Source organism: Nitrospirota bacterium (assembly GCA_040757335.1).
Taxonomy (GTDB): Bacteria; Nitrospirota; Nitrospiria; order 2-01-FULL-66-17; family 2-01-FULL-66-17; genus JBFLXB01.
Genome location: JBFLXB010000005.1, coordinates 65,424 through 87,915 on the forward strand (window position 1 = coordinate 65,424; position 22,492 = coordinate 87,915).

Genomic DNA, 22,492 nt, shown 5'->3' on the forward strand with positions numbered 1-22,492 from the left:
GATCCCCCGCGCTGCGGGTGATGAACCGCCAGGGACAGGAGTCATCCATCTCGATCGTTACCGGAAACCTTTCGGGCCTCAAGCCCGCGCAGCTCAAACGAATCCACAATCTCGCCAGGCGTCGCGTTCCGCCCGATCTGCTGGTCAGTCCGGAACTGGCCAAGAGCCTGCTGGATCTGACCTTCGACACCTCCCGCCAGATCGGCGTCCTGCTCAGCCGCGGCGGCGCGGTGGAGGCGGTGGCGGTGGGGAGCGATCGCGAGATCACGATCCCCGACCTGTCCGACTGGCGCCTCGGGCGCAAGCGGCTGCGCGGATTGCGCATGGTGCACACCCGACTACACGACGAGACCCTGACCCAGGACGACCTCACCGACCTCGCCCTGCTGCGCCTTGACGCCATGGCGGTTCTCTCGGCGCGCTCGACCGGCGCGCCCCCCACGTGCTCGTGGGCTCATTTGCTGCCGCCGAATCCCGAAGGACGGGTGTACGAGGTGTCCGCCCCCGAGCCCCTGGCGCGAACGCCCGGCGACTTGCGGGCCTTTTTGGCGTCCCTCGATGACCAACTCGCGAAAAGCGGGGGGTTGTACGATGTTCGCGATGCGCGTGAACGCGCCATCTTGGTGAGCGCGTCGTCGGCGCCGCGCGGAGAGCAGGAAGACGCGCTGGCTGAGCTGCGGGCCTTGGCGCGCTCGGCCCAGCTCGTGGTGCTCGACGAGGTGGTCCAGCGGCTGCACGCGGTCAACCCCCGCTACCTGTTGGGCAAGGGGAAATTGCGGGAAGTGGTGATCAGGGCGCTTCAGTACGGCGCCGATCTCCTGGTCTTTGCCCAGGACCTGACGCCCTTGCAGGTCAAGACCATCGGCGAGTTGACCGAGATGCGGGTCATCGATCGCACGCAGCTGATCCTGGACATCTTCGCCCGGCGGGCCCACTCGCGCGACGGCCGCGTCCAAGTGGAGCTGGCGCAACTCAAGTACCGACTGCCGCGGCTGGCCGAGCGCAGCACCGCGCTCTCGCGGCTGACCGGAGGCATCGGGGGCCGCGGACCCGGCGAAACGCGCCTGGAAGTGGATCGCCGACGCACGCGCGATCGCATCGGACACCTGGAGCGCGAGTTGGAGGCGTTGAGCCGGGCGCGGGCGCAACGGCGGGCGTTACGGACGTCCGCCCGCGTTCCCATCGTCTCGATCGTGGGATACACCAACGCGGGGAAATCCACGCTGCTCAACGTGCTCACCAAAAGCGACGTATTGACCGAGGACCTGCTGTTCGCCACGCTCGACACGACCACTCGCCGACTGAGAACGCCGCGGGAGCGGGACGTGATCATCACCGACACCGTGGGCTTCATCCAGGCGCTGCCCCGAGACCTCCTGGGCGCATTCCGCCCGACGCTCGATGAACTCAAGGACGCCACGCTGTTGCTGCACGTGGTGGACGCCTCCCACCCCCGCGTCGACGAACACATCAAGGCCGTGAACGCGATCCTCGACAACCTCGGCGTGGGCCACATTCCGACCCTGTTCGCCTTCAACAAGATCGACCAGGCCGATCCCGCCGCCGTGCAGGGGCTGTTGGCCCGCTACGGCGGGGTCGCGATCTCGGCGCGCGATCCCGCGACATTGGGGCCGCTGTTGGCGGAAATGGACGGGGTCTTGGCCCAGGCGCCCGGGCACGAGGAGGTGGCGCAAGACTTGCTGCCGGCGGCCAGCGGGGCTCGTTGATCTTCATCGGAGGCCCCTCTATAATGCCCGCCGTGTCGCCCGCGACTCACTCGTCCGATCGTGCAGGCGCCCGGCGTCGGGTCGCGCGGATACTCGACCGGCTGGATGCGGTCTTTGGCGGACGCCCCGTGGAGCTGGATGCTGGGTCCCCGTGGGAGTTGCTGGTCGCCACCATCCTCTCGGCCCAGTGCACGGACCAACGCGTCAACCAGGTCACGCCGGGTCTGTTCGCCCGGTTTCGCACCCCGGCGCAGTTCGCGTCGGCCGACCGTACCGAGTTGGAGCGCTTGATCAGACCCACCGGGTTTTTCCGGGCCAAGGCCAAGAATCTCGTGGCCTGCGCGCGGGCCGTCACCGAGCGGTTCCACGGCGAAGTCCCCCGGACCATGGAGGAACTGGTCACGCTCCCCGGGGTCGGGCGTAAGACCGCCAACGTGATCCTGGGCGCGGCGTTCGGACAGCCCGCGGTGGTGGTGGACACCCACGTCAAGCGTGTGGCGGGGCGTCTCGGTCTGTCGCGGTCTCGCGATCCCGACAAGATCGAACTGGATTTGCAACGCGTGATTCCCGAGGCTCGGTGGACCACGGGGTCGCACCACCTGTTGCTCCACGGGCGGTACGTCTGCGTGGCGCGGCGTCCACGCTGCGAGCCGTGCGCGCTCTACGACCTGTGCCACTCGCGCGACAAACGACCGCGCCCTGCGCCGGAATCGACGATCTCGGCCGTGTCGCGCCGTTCGCGGCGCGCGGCCGGAGCGTCGTCCAAGGCGACCACGTGACGATGCCCAAGGCGTCCGATCAGCCCACGGCCTCGTTGCTGTGCGAGTTCCTGCGCCTGTTCTACGACAAGGGTTGGGTGGCGGGGACCGGGGGCGGGGTCTGCGCCGCGCTCGGAGACGACACCATGCTGATGGCTCCCACCGGCGTGCACAAAGAGCGCGTGACGGTCAACGACCTGTTCCTGGTGGACCGTGCCGCCGCGGTGCTGCGGCACCCCAACACCCCCGGCCTGCGGTTGACCGAATGCAGCACGATCTTCTGCGCCATCGCCGACCGGCGCAAGGCCGGGTCGGTGATGCACAGCCACGCCTTGTCCGCGGTGCTGGCGGCCGACCTCGCTCGCGGCGGCGACCGGATCATGATCCGCGACTTGGAGATGCTCAAAGGGATTCGCGGATGTACCAACGCGGATCACCACGCCGTCCCGGTCGTGGACAACACCGCCCGCGAGTCGGACCTGGTCACGGCCATTCGGCGCGCCGTGGACGCCCCGGCGTTCGCCACCGCCGCGTGCGTGTTGGTCCGCCACCACGGCGCATACATTTGGGGCGAGGACCTGTGGGAGACCAAACGCCACGCGGAGGTCTACCATTTTCTGTTCGACGCCGTTGTCGCCCGCGCGTACCCCGGGTGAAGGGCGCTGCGCGCTGCGCGTTGCTTCGCCACGTGAGCGGTGGCCTGCGGCGTATGCGATGGCGCGCCATAGTATGGCTCGCTGCACGTTGCTTCGCCACGCGAGAGGTCGCCTGCGGCCCATGGGACGGCGCGCCATATTGTTTATGGCGCGCTGCGCGTTGACTTGGTCCGGGCGCACCGCTATAATCGCACGATCAATTCGCCTGCCTGAATGATCGCCAGCATGACCGGATACGGACGGGCCGAGGCACCGTTCGGCGATCTTCTGGTGGCGGTCGAGGTCCGGTCGGTCAACCACCGATTCTGCGAGGTGGCGGCTCGCCTTCCCAGGTCCCTCTCGGCATACGAAACCCGTTTTCGGAAGGTGATCCAGAGCCGGGTCGCCCGGGGACGGGTCGATCTGACGGTGAACGCCGGCGGCGACCGCCAGGTGAAGCGAGTGGCCGTCGACCTCGCGCTCGCCCGGCAGTATTACGACGCGTATCGGAACTTGAAGGAGCAACTGGGGCTGGCTGGGGAGGTGTCTTTGGAGGCGGTGATTTCGGCGCGAGACGTCTTCGCGTGCGTCGACCCCGAGGTCGACCCCGCGGCGTTGGCCGAGCACGTGGAACCGCTGATCGTCAGGGCGTTGGACGGCCTGGATGGCATGCGGCGACAAGAAGGCGAGGCCATTGCGCGGGACGTGGCGCAGCGGCTGCATCGGGTGGCAGCCACGCTCGAACGCGTTGAGGGCCGGGCGCCCCGCATGATGGCGGAGTACGCGACGCGATTGCGGGCACGGGCCAGCGCGTTGGCCGAAGGCCTCGACATCGACCCGAGCCGCCTCGCGCAGGAGGTCGCGCTGTACGCCGAGCGGTGCGACTACACCGAGGAGGTCACGCGAATACGCAGCCATCTGGCCCAGTGTGAACAGGCGCTGACGAGCGGCGGATCGATCGGGCGGGTGCTAGACTTCCTGGTGCAGGAATTGAATCGCGAGGTCAACACGATCGGCTCCAAGGCCAATGATGCGGAGGTGACCTCGGCGGTCGTGGCCGTGAAAAGCGAGTTGGAAAAGGTCCGTGAGCAGGTCCAGAATCTGGAATAGTCGCGGAGAGGAGCAGAGGGCGTGACTGCGGAACCAGGGGGGTCCAGCCAAGGCAAAGGTCTGTTGTTCGTGGTGTCCGCGCCGTCGGGCGCGGGGAAAACCACCCTGTGCCGTGAGGTCGTGGACCACCTCGCCGGGTTGCGGCACTCGGTGTCGTATACCACGCGAAAGCCTCGCCCGGGGGAAGTCGACGGTCGTGACTATTATTTCTTGGACGAGGGGGGATTCCGAAAAAAGATCGAACGCGGCGAGTTTATCGAATGGGCCGAGGTCCACGGCAATCTCTACGGCACCGCGTGGGACCAGGTCCTTATCCACGGCGAACAAGGCGTGGACCTGATCTTGGACATCGACACCCAGGGCGCGATGCAGCTCAAGAAAAAGGAGGTGGACGGGGTGTACGTCTACATCCTGCCGCCCTCGTTCGACGCGCTCAAGGCGCGGCTCTTGGAGCGCAAATCGGACTCGCCCGAGGAGATCACCCGCCGATTGCGCAAGGCTCGCGAGGAGATTTGGAGCTATCGCGAGTATAATTACCTCATCATCAACGACGACGTGAAGCGGGCCATGACCGAGTTGCAGTCGGTCATCGTCTCCGAGCGGATCAAGATGAAACGAATGAACTTCTCGTGGATCGAGGACACATTCATCAAGAATAAGGAGGTATTCTAACGTGGAGATCATCGAGCTGCCGATCCATCTGACCGGCACAGAACTGGATTCCCGCTACCGGTTGGTGGTGATCGGCGCGCAGCGCGCCCGCCAACTGATGGAGGGCGCCCGCGCGAGCGAACACACCAAATACGCCAAGGCCACCACCGTCGCCCTGGAGGAGTTCCTGGCGGCCGAGTTGACCTTCCTCACCGGGAAGGACGCGCGCCTCGCTCAACGGGAGGCGCGCAGGAAGCGCGAGGAACTGATGCGGCGGCGCGCCCTGCTCGAGCGCGAAGAGGAAATCAGCGCCGAGATCAAGAAAGACCTTTCCGTGTACATCGACGACTCGGCGAAGAGGGCGGCGGAAATCCAGGGGACTCCCTAACGAGCCGGTCCATGAACGGCCGTCTGCCGCGTTGCCGCTGCGCTTCCGGTGCTCACGTGCGCACACAGTACGCTCCGCTCCGGTTCTCGCGGCGCCTTGCGACCCCCCTTCAGGAATGGAAATGTCGGAAGTCCCCGAAGGGGGCATCCGGCGCATTCCTGAACCGGCTCCCACATGCCACGAGTCGGACAAGGATCTGATCCGCCGGGGAACTTGTCCGGGCGGCGCATCCTGCTCGGGGTGACTGGGAGCATCGCCGCATACAAGTCCGTCTCGCTGCTGCGGCGCCTCGTCTCGCTCGGCGCGGACGTCACCGTGGTAATGACGGACGCGGCCAAGCGCTTCGTCGGGCCGCTCACGTTTCAGACGCTCTCCGGCCATCCCGTGTATGACGATCCGTTCGACCCCCGCGAGGAAATCCTCCACCTCACGCTGGCCGACGCCGCGGACGCGTTCCTGATCGCGCCGGCGACCGCCAACACCATCGCTAAGTTGGCGGCGGGTGCGGCGGACGACCTTCTCTCCGCCCTGGCGTTGTCGGCGCGATGTCCGGTCCTGCTGGCGCCTGCCATGGACGCGGTCATGTGGGAGCACCGGCTGGTCCAGCGCAACCTGGAGGCCTTGCGGGAGGCGGGTGTGACGATCGTGCCGCCGGAGACCGGGGCCCTGGCCTCGGGGCTGGTCGGGCCCGGCCGGTTGGCCTCTGAACAGACGATGGTCGCGGCCCTGGAAGGCTGCTTGGGCGGAGGGAGCTGGTCACGAGAGCGGGTGGTGGTGACCGCGGGCCCGACCAGCGAGCCCATTGATCCGGTGAGAACCATTACCAACCGCTCGTCCGGGAAAATGGGGTACGCGCTGGCTGCGTCGGCGCGGCGCCGCGGCGCGGCGGTCACGCTGATCAGCGGTCCCACCCGGTTGGCGCCTCCGTTGGGCGTGGAACTGGTCGCGGTCGAAACCGCGGGGGAGATGCGGCGCGCCGTGCTGGAGCGGGTCGAGAAGGCCACACTGTTCATCATGGCCGCGGCGGTCGCGGACTTTCGTCCGCGGTCCCCGCAGCCGGGGAAAATCAAGAAGGGCGCGGCGCCGCTGGTGCTTGAACTCGTTCCCACCGAGGACATTTTGACCGAGGTCACAGGGCGCTGCGAGGGCCTGTTTGTGGTGGGATTTGCCGCGGAGACGGACCGCGTGGTCGAGCGCGCCGCGGAGAAGCTCAAGGCCAAGCGCCTCGACCTGATCGTGGCCAACGACGTGTCCAGACCGGGTATCGGGTTTGGAGCCGACGAGAACGAGGTGACGTTGATCGACCGCGGCGGGGGAGTCCTCGCGGTTCCCCGGCTCCCCAAGGCCGCGGTGGCTGACCGCATCCTTGATCGGGTGGACGCGCTCCGGCGATCGCCGTGATCGGCCGATCTGGTTGACTTCCTTCATCAATTTGATAAGATGAGGACGCTTTTCGCCGGAATTTTCCACGGGTTCGTCGAACCGATCGCCGATCGGCGGCGCAGGCGACACCAAGGAGGGACATGTGGCGAGCAGGGATGACACTCGGTCACCAGACCTCCAAAAACTCGAAGAGAAACTCCGCAGGGACCCGGGCAGCAAGTTGTTTTTTCCGCTGGCGGAGGAGTACACCAAGGCCGGGCGGCTGAACGAAGCCATTTCCCTCCTGCGAAGCGGCATCAAAGCCCACCCCGATTTCCTGGGCGCAAGAGTGGCGCTCGGAAAAGCCTTGCTCACGAAAGGTCAAGTCAGCGAAGCCAAACGCGAGTTCGAACAGGTCGTGGCCGCGAACCCCGACAATCTGATGGCGCACAAGAAGCTCGCCGCGATTTATGCCAAGGAGGGCGACAAACGCAAAGCCTTGGCCTCGTGCGAGCTGATTCTGGCGGTCAATCCGACCGACGCGGAAGCGGTGCGGCTTCGCACCTCGATCGGCGCCTTACCCGACGTGTCGCCGGAGGACGAAGCGACCGTCAAGTCCCAGGTGTCGTCCGTTCCGTCGCCGGAGACCGAGGCCACGGTCGTAGACCGGCTGCCGGCGGTTGATGAGTCGGTGGAGCCCACGGTAGTGGAGCCCACGCTGGTGGCTCGCGCCGCGGCAGACCCCGAGATCGCCGAAGCCACCGAGGTGATGCAACTCCCACCGCAGATGCCCGCTGCTGCGGCGGCGCCGGCCCCGGAGGGGACGGACGCCCCCAAAGGCGAGGGGGCGGCGGCCGACGAAGAATTGGCGACCGTGTCCCTGGCTGATCTGTACGTTGCGCAGGGGCACTACCAGCGGGCAATCGCCGTCTACCGCCGGATCTTGGAGCGCACCCCGAACGACGCGGAGGTTGCCGCCAAGCTCGAAAACGCCGTGACGCTGGAGCGTCTCCTGGCCCCTCAAGCCGTTGACGCCGAAGTGATGAAGGCCGATCTCGTGCACCAGGTGTTGGCCCGGGACGAGGCAACGGGGGCCGAGCCCGACAGCGCCGACCTCCAACCGTCGCTGGCCGGCGCGCCGACCGGGGCGTCTCGGCATCAGGCCGCCATCCAGCGGCTCGAAGTGTGGTTGACGCGTATCGCAGAAAGGCGCCGACGATGAGTCTGGTCATGTCGCTCCAGTCCATTCTTGACGGTGTGGAGGAGGCGGAAGGCATCGCCTTGGTGGGACTTGACGGCATCGTCGTCAACGAGGTCAAACGGTCGCCGCAGATCGACCTGAGTACGGTGGCGGCCGAGTATTGCGGGCTCTGGCGCGAAATGGATCGCGTGTCGGGCGGGTTGTCTTCCGGCCCCACCGAGGAGTGCTTGATCGCCAACGAAACGCGCACGCTCGTGTTCCGTCGCGTCACGCCGGAGTATTTCCTCGCACTGGCGATCGGCCGTGAGGGGAATACCGGGAAGGGCCGATTTTTGCTCAGGTACGCCGCACCCCAACTCGCCAAGGAACTGTGACGGAGCACCGCGCGCGACCGCGTACCTCCGTCACCGTTGTCCCGTGGACGAACACGGCCCCTCGGCCCGCGTCGGCGCGCGTATGATTCGGATCCTGGTGCTGCACGGTCCCAATCTCAATCTGCTCGGCGCGCGCGAGCCCGACGTGTACGGGCCGGTCACGCTGGAGGCGCTCGACGAGACCATTCGCGCGGCGGCTAAACAGGCGGGAGCCGACGTCGAGATTCGACAATCCAACAACGAGGGCGAATTGGTGACGTGGATCCAGGGGGCACGAGACCGGTTCGACGCCCTGGTGATCAACGCCGCGGCGTACACCCACACCAGCGTGGCGGTTCGCGACGCCATCGTCGCGGCCGGGGTCCCGACCGTCGACGTGCACCTGTCCAATATTCACGCACGGGAGCCCTTCCGGCATCACTCCTACGTCGCGGAGGTGGCGGTGGGGCAGATCAGCGGGTTCGGCGCTCACAGCTACGTGCTGGGGATCGAGGCGGCGATCCGCCATGTCCAGAGCCGTCACGCCAAACACCGATCCAAAACCTGACGGTTTCATCACCCCCTGACCTTTTGGCAAGGAGACCTGTAAGTGATTTCGACGACCGATTTTCGCGCTGGACTGAAGCTGGCGGTGGACGGCGATCCCATGGAAATCATCGACTATCAGCACGTGAAACCGGGGAAGGGCGGCGCATTCGTCCGGACCAAGATGCGCAATCTCAAGACCGGCAACGTGCTGGAGCGGACGTTTCGGTCGGGTGAGAAATTCGAGGAAGCGGGGGTCGAAGAGCGCCAGATGCAGTATCTCTATCTGCAGGACGGAAACTATCATTTCATGGACGTGAGTTCGTACGAGCAGCTCTTTCTGACCAAGGAACAGATGGGTGACGCGTGGCAGTTCCTCAAAGAGAACACCGAGGTGAACATCCTGTTCTGGAAAGGCAAGCCCTTGGGCGTCAGCCTGCCGTTGTTCGTGGAGTTGAAGATCGTGGAGACGGCGCCCGGAATCCGCGGCGACACCGCGACCGGCGGCACCAAACCCGCCACCCTCGAATCCGGTGGCGTGGTGAAAGTCCCGTTCCACATCGAGCAGGGCAGCGTGATCAAGGTGGACACGCGGACCAAGGCTTACGTCGAGCGGGTCAAGGGCCCATGAACATCCGCGAACTCAAGGAGCTCATCGATCTGGTGAAAGCCAGCGAACTGACCGAGCTGGAGTGGGAACGCTCCGGCGTGCGAGTGAAGATCTGCCGCGCTCCCGCGCCGCTGGTCAGGCACCTGGCCGCTGAAAGCGCGGTCCCCGGGACGAACATCCCGCAGGGCGCGCCGGGCTCGGAGGGAGCCGAGGCCGAGACGAGCGGGGTGGTGATTCGCTCGCCGATCGTGGGCACGTTCTATCGGTCGGCGTCGCCAGGCGCGCCGCCGTACGTGGAGGTCGGCGACCGCGTCCGTCGCGGCCAGATCCTCTGCATCGTCGAGGCCATGAAGCTGCTCAACGAAATCGAAGCGGAGGTGGATGGGGTGGTGGCGGAGATTTTTGTGGAGAATGCGCGCCCCGTCGAGTACGGTGAAGCACTTTTCAGGATAGAGTCGGCCTAGGACAGATGGCGGGACTATTCAAAAAGGTACTGATTGCGAATCGGGGGGAGATTGCGCTGCGGATCATCCGGTCTTGCCGCGATCTGGGTATTCAGACCGTGGTGGCGTACTCCGAGGCGGATGCGGAGAGTTTGTCGGTGCGGCTGGCGGATGAACGCGTGTGCATCGGTCCTGCGGACGCGGCGTTGAGCTATCGGAACATCCCCAACATCTTGAGCGCGGCCGAGATCACGGGCGCGGAGGCCATCCATCCCGGATACGGCTTCCTGGCGGAGAACGCCCAGTTTGCCGAGGCGTGCGATGCCGCGGGGCTCAAGTTCATCGGCCCCTCGCCCGAGAGCATCGCGCTGATGGGCGACAAGGCGCAGGCGCGCGAGTTGATGACCAAACACAACATTCCGGTCATCCCGGGCAGCACCGGCGCGGTGAAGGACGAGCAGGAGGCGCGCGAGACCGCCAAACGCATCGGCTACCCCGTGATCGTCAAGGCCGCGGCCGGGGGCGGCGGGCGCGGCATGCGCGTGGTCAACCAGGAGGACGACCTGACCAAGGCCCTGCAGACCGCGCAGATGGAGGCCAAAACCTCGTTCGGCGACGAGTCGGTCTACCTGGAAAAATACTTCATCGACCCGCGGCACATCGAGGTGCAGATCCTGGCGGACAAGAAAGGCAACACCCTTGCGCTCGGCGAGCGCGATTGCTCCATCCAACGGCGGCATCAGAAGCTGGTGGAGGAGTCGCCGTCGCCAGCGGTCAGCCCGGAACTGCGGCGCGAGATGATGAGGGTGGCGGTGGACGCGGCCAAGGCCGCCAAGTACGTCAACACCGGCACCGTGGAGTTCCTGCTGGACAAGCACCAGAAGTTCTACTTCATCGAGATGAACACGCGGATCCAGGTCGAACACCCGGTGACCGAGATGGTGGTCGATATGGATTTGATCAAAGAGCAGATCATGGTGGCGGCAGGCCGGCCGCTCGCGATCAAGCAGCGCGACGTGAAGCTGCGCGGCCACGCCATTGAATGCCGGATCAACGCCGAGTGCCCCGAGCGCTTCACGCCGTCCCCCGGCACGATATCCGTCTACCGCGTGCCCGGTGGCCCCGGCGTGCGCGTGGATTCCGCCGCCTACCCAGGCTGCGTGATCCCGCCGTATTACGACTCGCTGGTGGCCAAACTCATCGTGCACGCCGACACGCGGGCGGAAGCCATCGCGCGGATGAAGCGGGCATTGGCCGAGTTCGAAATCCAAGGCATCAAGACCACGATCCCACTGCACCGCCGCATCATGGACGACCCCGGGTTCGTCAAAGGCAAGTTCTCCACCGGGTTTCTTGAACGATTTCTCTCCGCCGACGAACCGGCCGCGCAGGATTCGTTCGAGTATTCCTAATCTAACGCAGGAGAGCCTGTTCAGGAGCGGTCAGATGCAAGGCGCCGCGAGACCCGGACCGGAGCGTACTGTATGCGTACGTGAGGACCGGAAGCGCAGCGGCAACGCCGCAGATGGCCGTTCATGGACAGGCGTCTAACGTGTTCACCTCGCCGCTGTATTGGATCGCCGACGCCTCGCTGGCCGGCGGGCGGCCGCTCGTCGACTTGGCGCAAGAAGCCATCGCGGCCGGCCTGCAGGTCTACCAGTACCGCGAGAAGACGCTCTCTCATAAAGACCAATATCCCATCGCGCTAGCGCTCGCCGACCTCGCGCGAGCCACAGGGACCACGTTCGTCGTCAACGACGGCATCGACCTCGCCCTGGTCGTCAAAGCTCACGGTGTGCATCTGGGACAAGAAGACTTTCCCGTCAAAGACGCGCGGAGAATTCTGGGAACCAAGATGCTGATCGGTTGCTCCGCGCACACGTTCGATCAAGCCAAAGCTGCTGAAGCCGACGGTGCCGACTACCTTGGCGTGGGGCCGATCTACGAATCAACCACCAAGATGGCGCGGGCACCCCTGGGGTGCGAAAAGCTGCGCGAAATCTGCGAGGCGGTGAGGATTCCGGTGTATGCGATCGGGGGCGTCACGGTGGAGCGGTGCCGCGAAGTGCTGGCGGCGGGGGCCAAGGGCGTGGCTGTGGCGTCGGGGTTGCTACAGCCAAGCATCGGGAAGCAGACCAAAGCGTTTCTGAGGGCGCTGGCCGCAGCGCCGCATCGTGCTCAGAAGGTCGATTGACAGCGCGGTGACAGCGCTGTTATCGTGAAATTACTCCAGGAGACGGGGTAAAGGTCGTCATGGTCGCCCATCCATCTCCCATCAAGTTCACCTACGAAGACTACCTGCTGTTTCCCGACGATGGGAAGCGGCACGAACTCATCGAGGGGGAACACTACGTGACGCCATCACCCGTGACGCGACATCAACGGATCGTCCTGAATCTTGGCGGGTTCTTGAACGAACGACTACGGAACAAGCAGGTCGGCCAGGTATTCGTTGCCCCAGTGGATGTCATGTTGTCGGATCGTGACGTTGTTCAGCCCGACGTGTTGTTTCTCTCTCCAGGTCGCGAAACACTGATCACCGACGCATGCATCAAAGGTGCACCTGATTTGTGCGTCGAGGTTATCTCGGACAGTACTCGAAAGACCGATGAGATCGTGAAACGCAAGCTGTACGAACGATTCGGCGTGCTGGAGTATTGGATCATCGACCCCGAACTGGAAACGGTCAAGGTCTACCGCCTCGCCGAGGGCCGCTACACCCGAACCGCCGAGCTCACCCGCGAAAACCACGACACGCTGACGACCCCGCTGCTGCCGGGCCTGTCGATCCTTCTCGACACGTTGTTCGCGTAACCTGTTCCGAATCTTAGATCCTGCCCCGAGGCTTCTTCCCATCCCGTTGCGCCTTGACGCGGACTTTGGGGGCATCGCGCGCCGACCTAATTGACTGCTCGGCTTGAGCCTTGCTAGAGTGGGGCCTCCTCAACGGCCTCGTACACCACGCGATCCCATCCTTGGTGGGAAGATGCCGAGAAACGATCAGGTTATCCGGCAGTGGAAAATCCTTCGACTGCTTGAGGCGCGGGGCGCGGTCACGCTTGCGCGGCTGCGCGACGAGCCGTGCCACCGAGAAAGGGCGACGTGCCGCGGACGCTGACTCAGATCGTGCGACTCTGGCAGATCTGTCAGTTCCTCCAGGCCAACGGCCGGGCGACCATTTCTCGACTGCTTTCCGTGGTCGAGCACGACTGCCACGAAAGGACACTGCGCCGGGATCTGGACCTGCTGTCCGGCGCTGGGTTCCCAATCCACGATGAGAGAGAGGATGGGAAGACGTGGTGGATCTTGGACGAGAACCACCGCGCGTTTCCGGTGCCGTTGACGGCCGACGAACTCTTCTCCCTGGAGTGCGGTCGTGAGCTGCTACGGCCGCTTGAGAACACCCTAGTAGGTGACTCCGTCAAGCGGCTCTACGGCAAGGTCTATGCCGCCCTTCCCGCTAGACAACGCGAGTTCCTGAACAGTCTCCGCAGCGCCATTCAGATCGCGCCGGTGGCTCACCGTGCGGTCCCTGATCCGGCCATCGCGGATACTCTCCGTCAGGCCATCGACCGCGGCCGAACCATCGACATGCGGTACGCCTCCACGCGCCCTCGCGGGCGCAGATGGCGTAAAGCCGACCCCTACCGTCTCTACTACCACGACGACTATCTGTATCTCATCGCATACTGCCACGCGAACCGGGAGGTGCGGCTGTTCCGCGTGGACCGCATTCAAGCGTTGCGGGTCACCGACCGGCCGTTTGAGCGGTTCATGTACTTCCGCATCGAAGATTTCTTCCGGGGCGCGTTCGGCGTGTATCGCGGCAAGGCCGAGCCCGTGGTCTTAGTGTTCGAGCCGGGGGCCGCACGCTGGGTACGCGAACGGCGTTGGCATCCCAGCCAGAAGATCGACCCGCTCAAAGCCGGAAAGATCCGGATGCATCTGGAACTGGCCGTCACACCGGACTTCACTCAGTGGGTGCGCGGATTCGGGCCCGAGGTTGTGGTGGAGAAGCCGGAGCACCTGGCGCGGCAGATCCGGGATGCGGCGTGGAAACTCTTGGATCGGTACGAAGGGAGTGGAAAGGACAGGCCGTTGGCCGCGGCTGCGATGCGCCGAAGGCTGGCAGGCCAGCGTACCGGATCCAGGCACAAATAGCCTTATGGGAATTAGAGCAGGTCAAACAAAGTGTGACATTAGATGTCCGGATGAGCCTGTAAACTGGGCCAAGCTTTCAAGGAGCGATTCAGTGAAGAGGAAACAAACCGACAATCATGGCGAGAGATATGAGCAAGCTCTCCACGACTAGGTACAGCGGCCTCCGAACCGAAGCCTACGCTTCATCCGAAAACTCGCACCACTGGTGCGAGAAATTGGCTGGAGTCACAACCTGATCGCATGACTGAAGTTATGATCGCCTTCATCGCCCTTGCCACGGGCGGCCTTGTTGCATGGTTTCTGCGAGGAGCGCTGGCCAGGTCGGCCGCCGCGGTCACCGCCGTGCGCCTCACGACGGTTGAACGGCAGCTTGCAGGCAAGGCGGTGGAGTTCGATGTGCTCAAAGCCGACCACGCTCGCACGCTTGAAGTCTTGCGCACTGAGTCCGGCCTGCGCGCCGCGGCGGAGGCCACGGCCGCCCGCGTCCCTGATCTCGAAGCCGCGCTGGCCGACCGGGATCAGGCGCTCGGTGAATACAAGGCCAAGCACGCTGAACTGGAGACGCGTATTGTTGAAGAGCGCAAAGCCGCCGAGGAGAAGATGTCCGTCGTGAAAGAGGCAGAGGCGGCTCTGTCTGACACCTTCAAAGCGCTGTCTGCCGAGGCCCTCAGAAGCAATAACCATGTATTTATCGAACTGGCAAAGACCACGCTGGAGAAATTCCAAGAGGGCGCAAAAACCGACCTTGAAGCGCGTCAGAAGGCGGTCAACGAGTTGGTGCGTCCTTTGCGCGAATCGCTCGAGAAGGTCGACGGCAAACTCGGGGACATTGAAAAATCACGCGTCGCGGCCTACTCCGCTTTGAACGAGCAATTGAAGGGGCTGGTCGACACCCACCTGCCGATGCTGCGCAACGAAACCGCGAATTTGATCAAGGCCTTGCGCCAGCCCACGGTGCGAGGGCGTTGGGGCGAGATTCAATTGAAGCGCGTGGTCGAGATGGCCGGCATGGTGGACCATTGCGACTTCATCGAGCAGGAGTCACGCACGACCGAAGACGGGCGATTGCGCCCCGATCTCATCGTGCGTCTGCCTGGTGGCAAGGGCATCGTGGTGGACGCCAAAGCCCCGCTGTCCGCCTATCTCAGCGCGGTCGAAACCGAGGACGAATCCGCGCAACAGGCATATCTCGCGGACCATGCGCGCCAGGTGCGCGATCACATGGTCGCGCTCGGCCGCAAAGGCTACTGGGAGCAGTTCGACCCCACGCCCGAGTTCGTCGTCCTGTTCCTGCCGGGCGAAATGTTCTTCAGCGCGGCTCTGCAGGAAGACCCCGGGCTGATCGAGTTTGGCGTCAATGAGCGCGTCATCCCGGCCACCCCCACCACGCTCATCGCCCTGTTACGCGCCGTCGCCTACGGCTGGCGGCAGGAAGCGCTCGCGAAAAATGCACAGGAAGTCGCCGACCTGGGCAGGCAACTCTACGAGCGCATCGCCACGCTGGCGGGACATTGGGCCGAAGTTGGCGGCCGGCTCGACAAAGCGGTGGAGGCCTACAACAAATCCGTGGCCACCCTGGAATCGCGCGTGCTCGTGTCCGCGCGAAGGCTGCGGGAGCTCAAGGCGGCGCCGGAGGGCACAGAGATTGACGCGATCGAGCCGATCGAACGCACGCCGCGGACGTTGCAGGCCGGGGAGCTTCTATCGATACCGTCGGATGAGAATGAACGATGAGCTACGCCGACTTTTTCCAGCGGCATTGGGAGGGGCGAGCATGATCGTGCACTTCGAGGAGGCTTTTCGAAGTCTGACCGGCTTTTCGCCCATGAGGTGGCAATGCCGGCTGTTCAAACGCTTCGTCGATAACGACTTACCGAAAGCGTGTGACATTCCGACCGGTCTCGGGAAGACCTCCGTCATGGTCATCTGGTTATTAGCGCTTGCGCGGCAGGCCGAGGACGGACGAGTCCTCCTTCCAAGGCGTCTCGTTTATATCGTCAATCGGAGGACTGTTGTCGATCAGGCAACCGCCGTCGTGGAACGGATTCGCCACCGCCTCTTGGAGCCAGAGGCGCCTACATGGCAGGACCATGCCGATACGTTAAAAGGCATAGCGTCTGTCTTGTGCAGGATTTGTGCTTCCGAAGAGGGCCCTATTGGCATCAGCACATTGCGCGGTGAGCTTGCTGACAACGAGGAGTGGAAGACCGATCCCACCCGTCCAGCGGTTATTGTCGGCACCATTGACATAATCGGGAGCAAGCTACTCTTCTCCGGCTACGGTGACGGGCGCTACGGGCGTATACACCATGCGGGCCTGATTGGACAGGACGCACTGATCGTGCACGACGAGGCACACTTGACACCAGCGTTCAGCGAACTCCTGCGGCGCATCGCGGATGAACAGGAGCGATCGAAAGAGCCTCGGCGTATCCGAGTGATGGAGTTATCCGCTACACAGCGCGGCAACCATGCCGAGGCGTTCGAACTCGAACAGGACGATGAGACGTACGATGGGACGGGGCAGATCGTGAAACAGCGACTCGACGCGCAGAAGAGGCTGCACCTCCACAAATCCGATGATCTGGTCGCGGGTCTCGTGGAGCGGGCGTTGCATATCGAGACGCCTGCGAAGGTGCTTGTCTACATCCGCTCACCCGAAGATGCGCAGAAACTGGCCGACGCAATCAAGAAAGAGTTGGGTGACGCGGCTGGCGAGCGCGTGGCCCTGCTCACGGGCACGATCCGCGGATATGAGCGCGACCGGCTCGTTATAGAGAATCCCATATACCGGGCGTTGCTCGACCACGAGGCGCATGTTCCGCATTCCGTGTTCCTTGTGAGCACTTCAGCCGGCGAAGTCGGCATCGATCTTGACGCCGACTATTTGGTCTGCGATCTGACGACGCTCGACTCGATGATCCAGCGCCTGGGGCGGGTGAATCGCCGTGGTGGCGAAGGCCGTGAAGCGCGCGTGGACGCAGTGTGGACTGATGACGATGCGAAGGGCGGTGACAAGCCGTTCGAAAGGGCTGTCGCGAAAACGCTTGAGACTATCCAAGGGTGGATCAATGGGAATGGTGAGGGGCTCGGCTTGCTGGTCAGTCCGCGTCGCCTCAGGGTCTTGGTTGAGGGGCTGAGTGAAGTGGAGCGGGAAGCGGCGTTCTCACCCAAGCCCACGATTCCGCCCCTGACGGACATCCTGCTCGACAACTGGTCGCTCACGAGCATTGACAAGATGCCCGGCCGCCCGGAGGTCGCCGTTTTTCTCCATGGGTTGACGTTCGATCCGCCGGAGACCTATGTGGCATGGAGGCGCGAGGTGTCAATCCTGGACGACGCAGGTGTAGACGAAGCCTTGCTCCGTGACTGGTTCCGGGTTTGTCGCATCGACTCGCGGGAGAGGCTACGTGACCGAACAGGCCACGTGAAAAAGGCGCTGACGGCCCTGCTCAACAATCTGAGGAAGAAGGACAGCTCCCTCGACCTGCCAATCGTATTGCTCAATGCAAGCGGCGGCGCCACGTGGTCCCATCTGTCGGTTTTGGCGGACGATGACACCAATCTTGCCTACCGCACCGTCGTTTTGCCGATGGAGGCTGGCGGCCTGAACGAAAACGGCATGCTTGATCCTAAGAGAGAGCCGTCCTCGGCTCTTCCTTCCGACGTGGCCGAGGACAATGCAACCGACCGCCAGCGCGAGCGCTGGCTGCATCGCAGGTCGAGCGAAGGTGAGCAGTACGAACGGCTCGCCTCGGGTGAGGTGTTCGACGCCCTCCCGGATGAGCTACGAGAAAAAGTTCGCATACCTCTGCGCCAACCAGATGAAGCGGAGGACGGCGCCGAAACCCTCGATCTCGTTCTGCTTGTCGCCCCGGTGTTATCAGCGTTGGAAAACCCGGAGACCACTAGCGCCCGGCAGACGCTCGCCGCGCACACGGATGCGATCGTCGAGCACATGTCGCGTATTGCAGCCCGGCTGAACCTTGATGATCCAATTCGCACTGCACTGATTGCAGGCGCGCGCTGGCACGACAAGGGCAAGGATCGCCCTGTATGGCAACGCTACGCACGCAATGGAAGGGGCGCTGAGCTTCTGGCCAAGGCGATACGCTACCTGCACCCGCGCGCGCTGGGCGGCTACCGCCATGAGTTCGGGTCGCTTCTGGACGCAATGAAAAGCGCGGAGCTGGGGGAGCTTCCCGAGCGCGAGCTCGTTCTTCACTTAATTGCTGCACACCACGGCTGGGCACGGCCTCACTTCGAACCGCGCTCCTTCGACAGCTCGTGCACGACGGCCGCCAACAACCAAACATTCTCGGAAGTCGTCCGCCGCTTCGGCCAGCTTCAGCAGCGCTTCGGCCGTTGGGGCCTGGCGTGGCTGGAATCACTGGTGCGCTGCGCAGACATCGCTGCGTCAAGGCATGCGGCTGCATCCACACGTGTCGGCAGCGAAAGAGAGTTTGTACCGGAGGAGGCGGAAGCGTGAGCCACCCCAATCCCAGCCTGAGCGTCAACGTGGATGTGACGAATCCCGGCCAGTTCTTCGCTTGCTGCGGGCTACTGGAACTTGCGCACCGTTTGTGGCCCGGGGCGGAGGGATGGTTTGACCGGGATGGGCACATGTTTCACGTTCACGCGTCGACAGACGACAAGTGCACGCTTCAAAGCGTCGTGGAGAGACTGACGAACGTCGGGATCGACGGCGAACTCTCGAACGAAGAGCGAGAGGAATTGAGGAATCTTGAGTCGAAGAAGCGGGCACTGAAGAAGGAGCGGAAATACCTTACCGAGATTGAGGGAGAGCGAAGAATGTCACTCGGCAAGCGACAACGAGAAGGGGCGCTCTCAATTGGCGGCCCATTCAACCTCCGCATTGCGTGGTGGCAAGAAGACGGCGACGACGTGCCGAAGACCTTCGCTGGGAGGCAGGAAGTTCTCCGCATGGCGGTCGCCATGCTTTCGGAGGCTCGCAAAGCTGTCCACGACGATCGACCGCTGGAATACCGCTGTCTGCTGCGAGCTGCAGGGGACGGCGAGCAACAGCAAGACGCGAAGGTCGAACCCTTTTTTTTCGATGCGGCAAGATTCGCCCACGCGCTCGATGCCGGATTCTCTCTGGATGTGCAGGAGCAGGCGATCAGGGCAACGGCTGCGGCACTCACTGAGTTCCTCGCTCTGATCGGTCTTCAGCGGTTTCGGCCCATCGTACAGGTGAGCAAGGAGCCGAGAATCAAGGCGCTGGCTGACTACCTCACATGGCCTGTACCGTTTGGTCTCCCTCCGGCTGCAGCGGTCATCTCCGGGGCCGTCCCAGTTCCGGGGAGCCAGCGCTATCGCTTCGAGATTCGTGCTCGGGATGACCAGAAACGGTACGGAGCATTCAGCTTCGCAACCCCTATCGGAGGTGACGCATGAGCAAAGACAAGGTGGATCTGAACCACTTCGACGACTGGCTGAAGGACGACAGCAATGTTGCAGCGCTGGCGTTACGCCAGTGGCTCGATCCGGTTGAGGGTAAGGACGCCGTGATCTTCCCGCCGACGTACACATTGGACCGTACGGATGCCGGCAATCGCTTCAACAAGGGCGAGGCTGTTCCCGGCGTCTACAAGGGCCTGAAGGGGCCGATGGGTTACAACCTCGACTATTTCGAGGACGGTTCCAGCGTATGCCAGATCGACAGCGTGGGTTCGCAGGCCAATCGGATGGAGCCAATCTTTAAGCGCGACGGCTACAGAGGTCTCGTGCCGGAAGTGACCATCCAAGCGGGCGAAAAGCGTGTCAACCTACTTGAGGCCGGGCACCGTGCGGCGGATGCGATCGTCAGGTTCTCTGACTTGGCGAAGGAACTGCAGGCCGCCTTCCTTGCGGTGCGAAACGGCGATGCAACCCGGTTGGCAAAGATTGCTCCGACGTCTCTCGTGTTTGGGGCCTGGGACTCTCGCGACACGGAGGTCAAACTGCCGCGAATTGTGCGTTCAGTTATTCGGGCGTACAACGTGAAACCACAACACCGGTCGGCTCAGTACATTCCGGTCCTCAACTATGTTAACGAAGGCTTGCTGGACGCGCCGGAAGGTGAACAGCAGCAAGACGCGATGTCGCAACTTGGGCTAAGTCATGCTCCAGCCCCTTGGTCACACGGTGGAGTCTTGGTCGAGCGAGAGATTCGGCGTGACGCAACGCTGAATCTCGTCGCGCTTCGTGCGCTCCGCGCCAGTAGGGCTAGTGACACGCTCCCACTGCGCCGTTACATCTTGGGGTTGTCGCTGGTTTCATTCACAGCGCCACAGGAGACCTTCTTGCGTGAGGGATGCCAACTGGTGCCCGACGTAGAGCGCCCCGGAAAATGGTCTCTCATTCGACACGACGGCAGTCGCGAGGACAACTTTACCGTGTCGCACGAGCAGGCTTCGGACTACGCAAAGGCGGTGGCCGAAGCCTTCGGCGTGGGCCCGAAGAGAGAGGCAACATTCAATGCTGGGACCGCCCGAGAGGACCTGGGCCAGTCCAAAGAGGAACGCAAGAAGTCGCGCAGAAAGAAGAGCAGCAGCGCCGGCGAAGCCGAGTCATGATGCGGTACCATCTATGCATCTCGGTCACACTCCTCGATACGCTCTTCCACGGCAAGGGCGATGGCGAAGTGCCAGAGTGGCCGCCGTCGCCGATGCGCCTGGTCCAAGCGCTTGTGGCTGGTTCGCGCTCTGGATGCCGAAATGGGGAGTGGTCGGAGGCCAAGGCCGAGGCCTTCCGCTGGATTGAGCGCCGTGAACCCCCGGTGATTATCGGGCCGGCGGCCGAGCGTGCCGCAGCGTACACGCTCTTTGTGCCGAACAACGACTCGGATAAAAAGTTCGACCGCCAGGATCGTCTGACTTCCAAGGTTGTTCGGCCACATCGAACGGCGAACGGTAGCTCAGCGACGAAGGGTGGAGGGACACTCCATTACCTTTGGACGATCTCGGAAAGCGAGTGGTCCGGCGCCAGCAGCCACGCGGAAATCCTTTGCCGCGAGGCACGCCACTTGATGGCGCTCGGCTGGGGCATAGATCAGGCAGTAGCCGATGGTCGTGTCCTCACCGATACCGAAGCGGCAGCACTCCCGGGCCGGCGCTGGCGAGGGTGGCACACACACCGTCCCGGCCAACAACGATCGCGGATTCCTATTGAAGGCTCGCTGAATGACATGGAAATGGTCCACGCATCGTTCATGTCTCGGATTAACGGGAACCGCTTCAATCCGCCGCGCAAGCTTAAGCGATATGAATACATCGCTTATCTCAGCGCAAACACATTGCCACCGAGACCGTATGCCGTCTTCGAACTGCCTGATGGTGGCGCATTCCGCCAGGAGGATGCCGCCGCCGTTGCGGCGATACTGCGGTCGCTTGCGTGCCGATGCGCCAAGGACGATTCTCACGAGTTTCCCAGCGGGTCGGAGATGTACGTCGCTGGCCACAGCAAAGCTGGCGAGGCGCCTGGAAACGGTTCCAGTACACTGCGATTCTCGTATCTCCCTCTTCCAACGATCGGCCACGAACATGCCGACGGCATGATCCGCCGCGTGCTCATAGCAGAGCCCTTCGGAGGTGATGGGGCGCACGCCCGATGGGCGCAACAGCGTCTGCGGAATCAGCTCCTGCGTGACCACGATGGGAACGAACGGGGAATCCTTCTGAACCTTTGGCGAAACAGTTCATCTGCGATAGTCGATAGATACGTTGGGGAGCATAAGAACTGGGCCAGCGTTACTCCCGTAATCCTGCCCGGCTTCGACGACGGGAAGCGCATCAAGGCCGAAAGACTCTTCCTTCAAGCCGTACGACAGGCCGGCCTGTCTCTGGATGGCGTCGCGGATTTCACGTTCCGCAAGGCGCCCTTCTGGTCTGGTTCACAGCATCCCAACTGTTACCGCCGTCCTGACTACCTGGACTCGGCGAAAAACCGGCGGTTTTCCGCTTGGCATGTCCACCTGTCGTTCCGCGAGCTGATGGCCGGCCCCATATCGATCGGAGCAGGGAGACACTGCGGTCTGGGGGTCTTCGCTGCAAGCGGGTAGGAGGGCCGTCTGTGCTAATGGGGTTCTAGTCTGGATCGGATCGACGTGAATGGGATGAGGTGACGAAGGATGAGCGTTATGACGTCTCGGGATTTGCTTGAGCCCAATTTGAGGAGAACCGAAAAGGTGGCAGGAACCGGGTCCGGCCCGCAGAGCCGGGTTTGACCTCACGACGTTGAATGGCGTGCCCGCGATGTGGAGTTGATTCATGCAGACGTTTCGCCAATTTGCCGCCAAGCCTGAGACCGTGCTGCTGACCACGGCCTGGTATCTCGCAGATCTGGGCGAGGCGCGGGGGCGGCAGGAGTTGTTCACGAAGCAGGCGCCGCAGCGGTTGCGCGTGTTGCGCGAGCATGCGTTGATCGAAAGCGCGGTGTCGTCCAATCGGATCGAAGGGGTGGTGGACCAGGCTCGGGTTGGTAGTACCGGATCGATTGGGTAATGAATTGGGTAGGGAACGAAAGGTGAGAATCGACAGGTGCAGG

22 protein-coding genes are annotated in these 22,492 nt (G+C 63.5%); all 22 read left to right on the forward strand.

The window, feature by feature from the left end; all coding sequences use genetic code 11:
• Positions 1-20 precede the first annotated feature (20 nt).
• A complete protein-coding gene (gene hflX, locus AB1451_04610; protein MEW6682192.1) occupies positions 21-1,727 on the forward strand; it encodes a GTPase HflX in 1,707 nt (568 codons plus the stop codon).
• A gap of 23 nt (positions 1,728-1,750) precedes the next feature.
• Complete coding sequence (gene nth / locus AB1451_04615; protein ID MEW6682193.1) at positions 1,751-2,506, forward strand: endonuclease III; 756 nt, start codon at positions 1,751-1,753, stop codon at positions 2,504-2,506.
• A 2-nt stretch (positions 2,507-2,508) separates the two neighbouring features.
• On the forward strand, positions 2,509-3,141 hold the full coding sequence (gene mtnB, locus AB1451_04620) for a methylthioribulose 1-phosphate dehydratase (protein ID MEW6682194.1): 633 nt from the start codon (positions 2,509-2,511) through the stop codon (positions 3,139-3,141).
• Positions 3,142-3,366: 225 nt separating this feature from the next.
• Positions 3,367-4,230, forward strand: a complete 864-nt coding sequence (locus AB1451_04625; protein MEW6682195.1) for a YicC/YloC family endoribonuclease — start codon at positions 3,367-3,369, stop codon at positions 4,228-4,230.
• A 21-nt stretch (positions 4,231-4,251) separates the two neighbouring features.
• On the forward strand, positions 4,252-4,902 hold the full coding sequence (gene gmk, locus AB1451_04630) for a guanylate kinase (protein ID MEW6682196.1): 651 nt from the start codon (positions 4,252-4,254) through the stop codon (positions 4,900-4,902).
• Between the two features lies 1 nt (position 4,903).
• Positions 4,904-5,269, forward strand: a complete 366-nt coding sequence (rpoZ, locus tag AB1451_04635) for a DNA-directed RNA polymerase subunit omega (protein MEW6682197.1) — start codon at positions 4,904-4,906, stop codon at positions 5,267-5,269.
• A gap of 174 nt (positions 5,270-5,443) precedes the next feature.
• Positions 5,444-6,670, forward strand: coding sequence for a bifunctional phosphopantothenoylcysteine decarboxylase/phosphopantothenate--cysteine ligase CoaBC (gene coaBC, locus AB1451_04640; protein ID MEW6682198.1), 1,227 nt, complete (start codon positions 5,444-5,446; stop codon positions 6,668-6,670).
• Between the two features lie 124 nt (positions 6,671-6,794).
• Positions 6,795-7,853: a tetratricopeptide repeat protein gene (locus AB1451_04645; protein MEW6682199.1), complete on the forward strand. Its 1,059-nt coding sequence runs from the start codon at positions 6,795-6,797 to the stop codon at positions 7,851-7,853.
• The gene (locus AB1451_04650) at positions 7,850-8,206 is read left to right on the forward strand and encodes a hypothetical protein (GenBank protein MEW6682200.1); all 357 of its coding nucleotides are present in this window, start codon (positions 7,850-7,852) and stop codon (positions 8,204-8,206) included. Before AB1451_04645 ends, AB1451_04650 begins: the two co-directional genes overlap by 4 nt.
• Before the next feature lie 82 nt (positions 8,207-8,288).
• Entirely contained in the window at positions 8,289-8,753 is a 465-nt protein-coding gene (aroQ, locus tag AB1451_04655) for a type II 3-dehydroquinate dehydratase (GenBank protein ID MEW6682201.1), read from the forward strand.
• Positions 8,754-8,795: 42 nt separating this feature from the next.
• Positions 8,796-9,362 (forward strand): elongation factor P, encoded by a 567-nt coding sequence (efp, locus tag AB1451_04660; protein MEW6682202.1) that lies wholly within the window; start codon positions 8,796-8,798, stop codon positions 9,360-9,362.
• Positions 9,359-9,805, forward strand: a complete 447-nt coding sequence (gene accB / locus AB1451_04665; GenBank protein ID MEW6682203.1) for an acetyl-CoA carboxylase biotin carboxyl carrier protein — start codon at positions 9,359-9,361, stop codon at positions 9,803-9,805. Before efp ends, accB begins: the two co-directional genes overlap by 4 nt.
• A gap of 5 nt (positions 9,806-9,810) precedes the next feature.
• On the forward strand, positions 9,811-11,196 hold the full coding sequence (gene accC, locus AB1451_04670; protein MEW6682204.1) for an acetyl-CoA carboxylase biotin carboxylase subunit: 1,386 nt from the start codon (positions 9,811-9,813) through the stop codon (positions 11,194-11,196).
• 140 nt (positions 11,197-11,336) lie between these two features.
• On the forward strand, positions 11,337-11,978 hold the full coding sequence (thiE, locus tag AB1451_04675) for a thiamine phosphate synthase (protein MEW6682205.1): 642 nt from the start codon (positions 11,337-11,339) through the stop codon (positions 11,976-11,978).
• Between the two features lie 59 nt (positions 11,979-12,037).
• The gene (locus AB1451_04680; protein MEW6682206.1) at positions 12,038-12,598 is read left to right on the forward strand and encodes a Uma2 family endonuclease; all 561 of its coding nucleotides are present in this window, start codon (positions 12,038-12,040) and stop codon (positions 12,596-12,598) included.
• A 288-nt stretch (positions 12,599-12,886) separates the two neighbouring features.
• Complete coding sequence (locus AB1451_04685) at positions 12,887-13,945, forward strand: WYL domain-containing protein (protein ID MEW6682207.1); 1,059 nt, start codon at positions 12,887-12,889, stop codon at positions 13,943-13,945.
• A gap of 252 nt (positions 13,946-14,197) precedes the next feature.
• Positions 14,198-15,679, forward strand: coding sequence for a DNA recombination protein RmuC (gene rmuC, locus AB1451_04690; GenBank protein MEW6682208.1), 1,482 nt, complete (start codon positions 14,198-14,200; stop codon positions 15,677-15,679).
• A gap of 40 nt (positions 15,680-15,719) precedes the next feature.
• On the forward strand, positions 15,720-18,434 hold the full coding sequence (gene cas3u / locus AB1451_04695; protein MEW6682209.1) for a type I-U CRISPR-associated helicase/endonuclease Cas3: 2,715 nt from the start codon (positions 15,720-15,722) through the stop codon (positions 18,432-18,434).
• Positions 18,435-18,463: 29 nt separating this feature from the next.
• Positions 18,464-19,363, forward strand: coding sequence for a type I-U CRISPR-associated protein Cas8c (gene cas8c, locus AB1451_04700; GenBank protein MEW6682210.1), 900 nt, complete (start codon positions 18,464-18,466; stop codon positions 19,361-19,363).
• Positions 19,360-20,523, forward strand: coding sequence for a type I-U CRISPR-associated RAMP protein Csb1/Cas7u (gene cas7u / locus AB1451_04705; protein ID MEW6682211.1), 1,164 nt, complete (start codon positions 19,360-19,362; stop codon positions 20,521-20,523). The genes cas8c and cas7u overlap by 4 nt, the downstream gene beginning before the upstream one ends.
• Entirely contained in the window at positions 20,520-22,007 is a 1,488-nt protein-coding gene (gene csb2 / locus AB1451_04710) for a type I-U CRISPR-associated protein Csb2 (GenBank protein MEW6682212.1), read from the forward strand. The genes cas7u and csb2 overlap by 4 nt, the downstream gene beginning before the upstream one ends.
• Positions 22,008-22,215: 208 nt before the next feature.
• The gene (locus AB1451_04715) at positions 22,216-22,449 is read left to right on the forward strand and encodes a hypothetical protein (GenBank protein MEW6682213.1); all 234 of its coding nucleotides are present in this window, start codon (positions 22,216-22,218) and stop codon (positions 22,447-22,449) included.
• Positions 22,450-22,492 lie beyond the last annotated feature (43 nt).

Excerpts from the sequence above, each read along its gene's own strand:
- hflX (MEW6682192.1), top strand. The coding sequence starts at position 21 with ATGAACCGCCAGGGACAGGAGTCATCCATCTCGATCGTTACCGGAAAC.
- nth (MEW6682193.1), top strand. The coding sequence starts at position 1,751 with ATGCCCGCCGTGTCGCCCGCGACTCACTCGTCCGATCGTGCAGGCGCC.
- mtnB (MEW6682194.1), top strand. The coding sequence starts at position 2,509 with ATGCCCAAGGCGTCCGATCAGCCCACGGCCTCGTTGCTGTGCGAGTTC.
- AB1451_04625 (MEW6682195.1), top strand. The coding sequence starts at position 3,367 with ATGACCGGATACGGACGGGCCGAGGCACCGTTCGGCGATCTTCTGGTG.
- coaBC (MEW6682198.1), top strand. The coding sequence starts at position 5,444 with ATGCCACGAGTCGGACAAGGATCTGATCCGCCGGGGAACTTGTCCGGG.
- AB1451_04650 (MEW6682200.1), top strand. The coding sequence starts at position 7,850 with ATGAGTCTGGTCATGTCGCTCCAGTCCATTCTTGACGGTGTGGAGGAG.
- aroQ (MEW6682201.1), top strand. The coding sequence starts at position 8,289 with ATGATTCGGATCCTGGTGCTGCACGGTCCCAATCTCAATCTGCTCGGC.
- accB (MEW6682203.1), top strand. The coding sequence starts at position 9,359 with ATGAACATCCGCGAACTCAAGGAGCTCATCGATCTGGTGAAAGCCAGC.
- accC (MEW6682204.1), top strand. The coding sequence starts at position 9,811 with ATGGCGGGACTATTCAAAAAGGTACTGATTGCGAATCGGGGGGAGATT.
- AB1451_04680 (MEW6682206.1), top strand. The coding sequence starts at position 12,038 with ATGGTCGCCCATCCATCTCCCATCAAGTTCACCTACGAAGACTACCTG.
- rmuC (MEW6682208.1), top strand. The coding sequence starts at position 14,198 with ATGATCGCCTTCATCGCCCTTGCCACGGGCGGCCTTGTTGCATGGTTT.
- cas3u (MEW6682209.1), top strand. The coding sequence starts at position 15,720 with ATGATCGTGCACTTCGAGGAGGCTTTTCGAAGTCTGACCGGCTTTTCG.
- cas7u (MEW6682211.1), top strand. The coding sequence starts at position 19,360 with ATGAGCAAAGACAAGGTGGATCTGAACCACTTCGACGACTGGCTGAAG.
- csb2 (MEW6682212.1), top strand. The coding sequence starts at position 20,520 with ATGATGCGGTACCATCTATGCATCTCGGTCACACTCCTCGATACGCTC.
- AB1451_04715 (MEW6682213.1), top strand. The coding sequence starts at position 22,216 with ATGCAGACGTTTCGCCAATTTGCCGCCAAGCCTGAGACCGTGCTGCTG.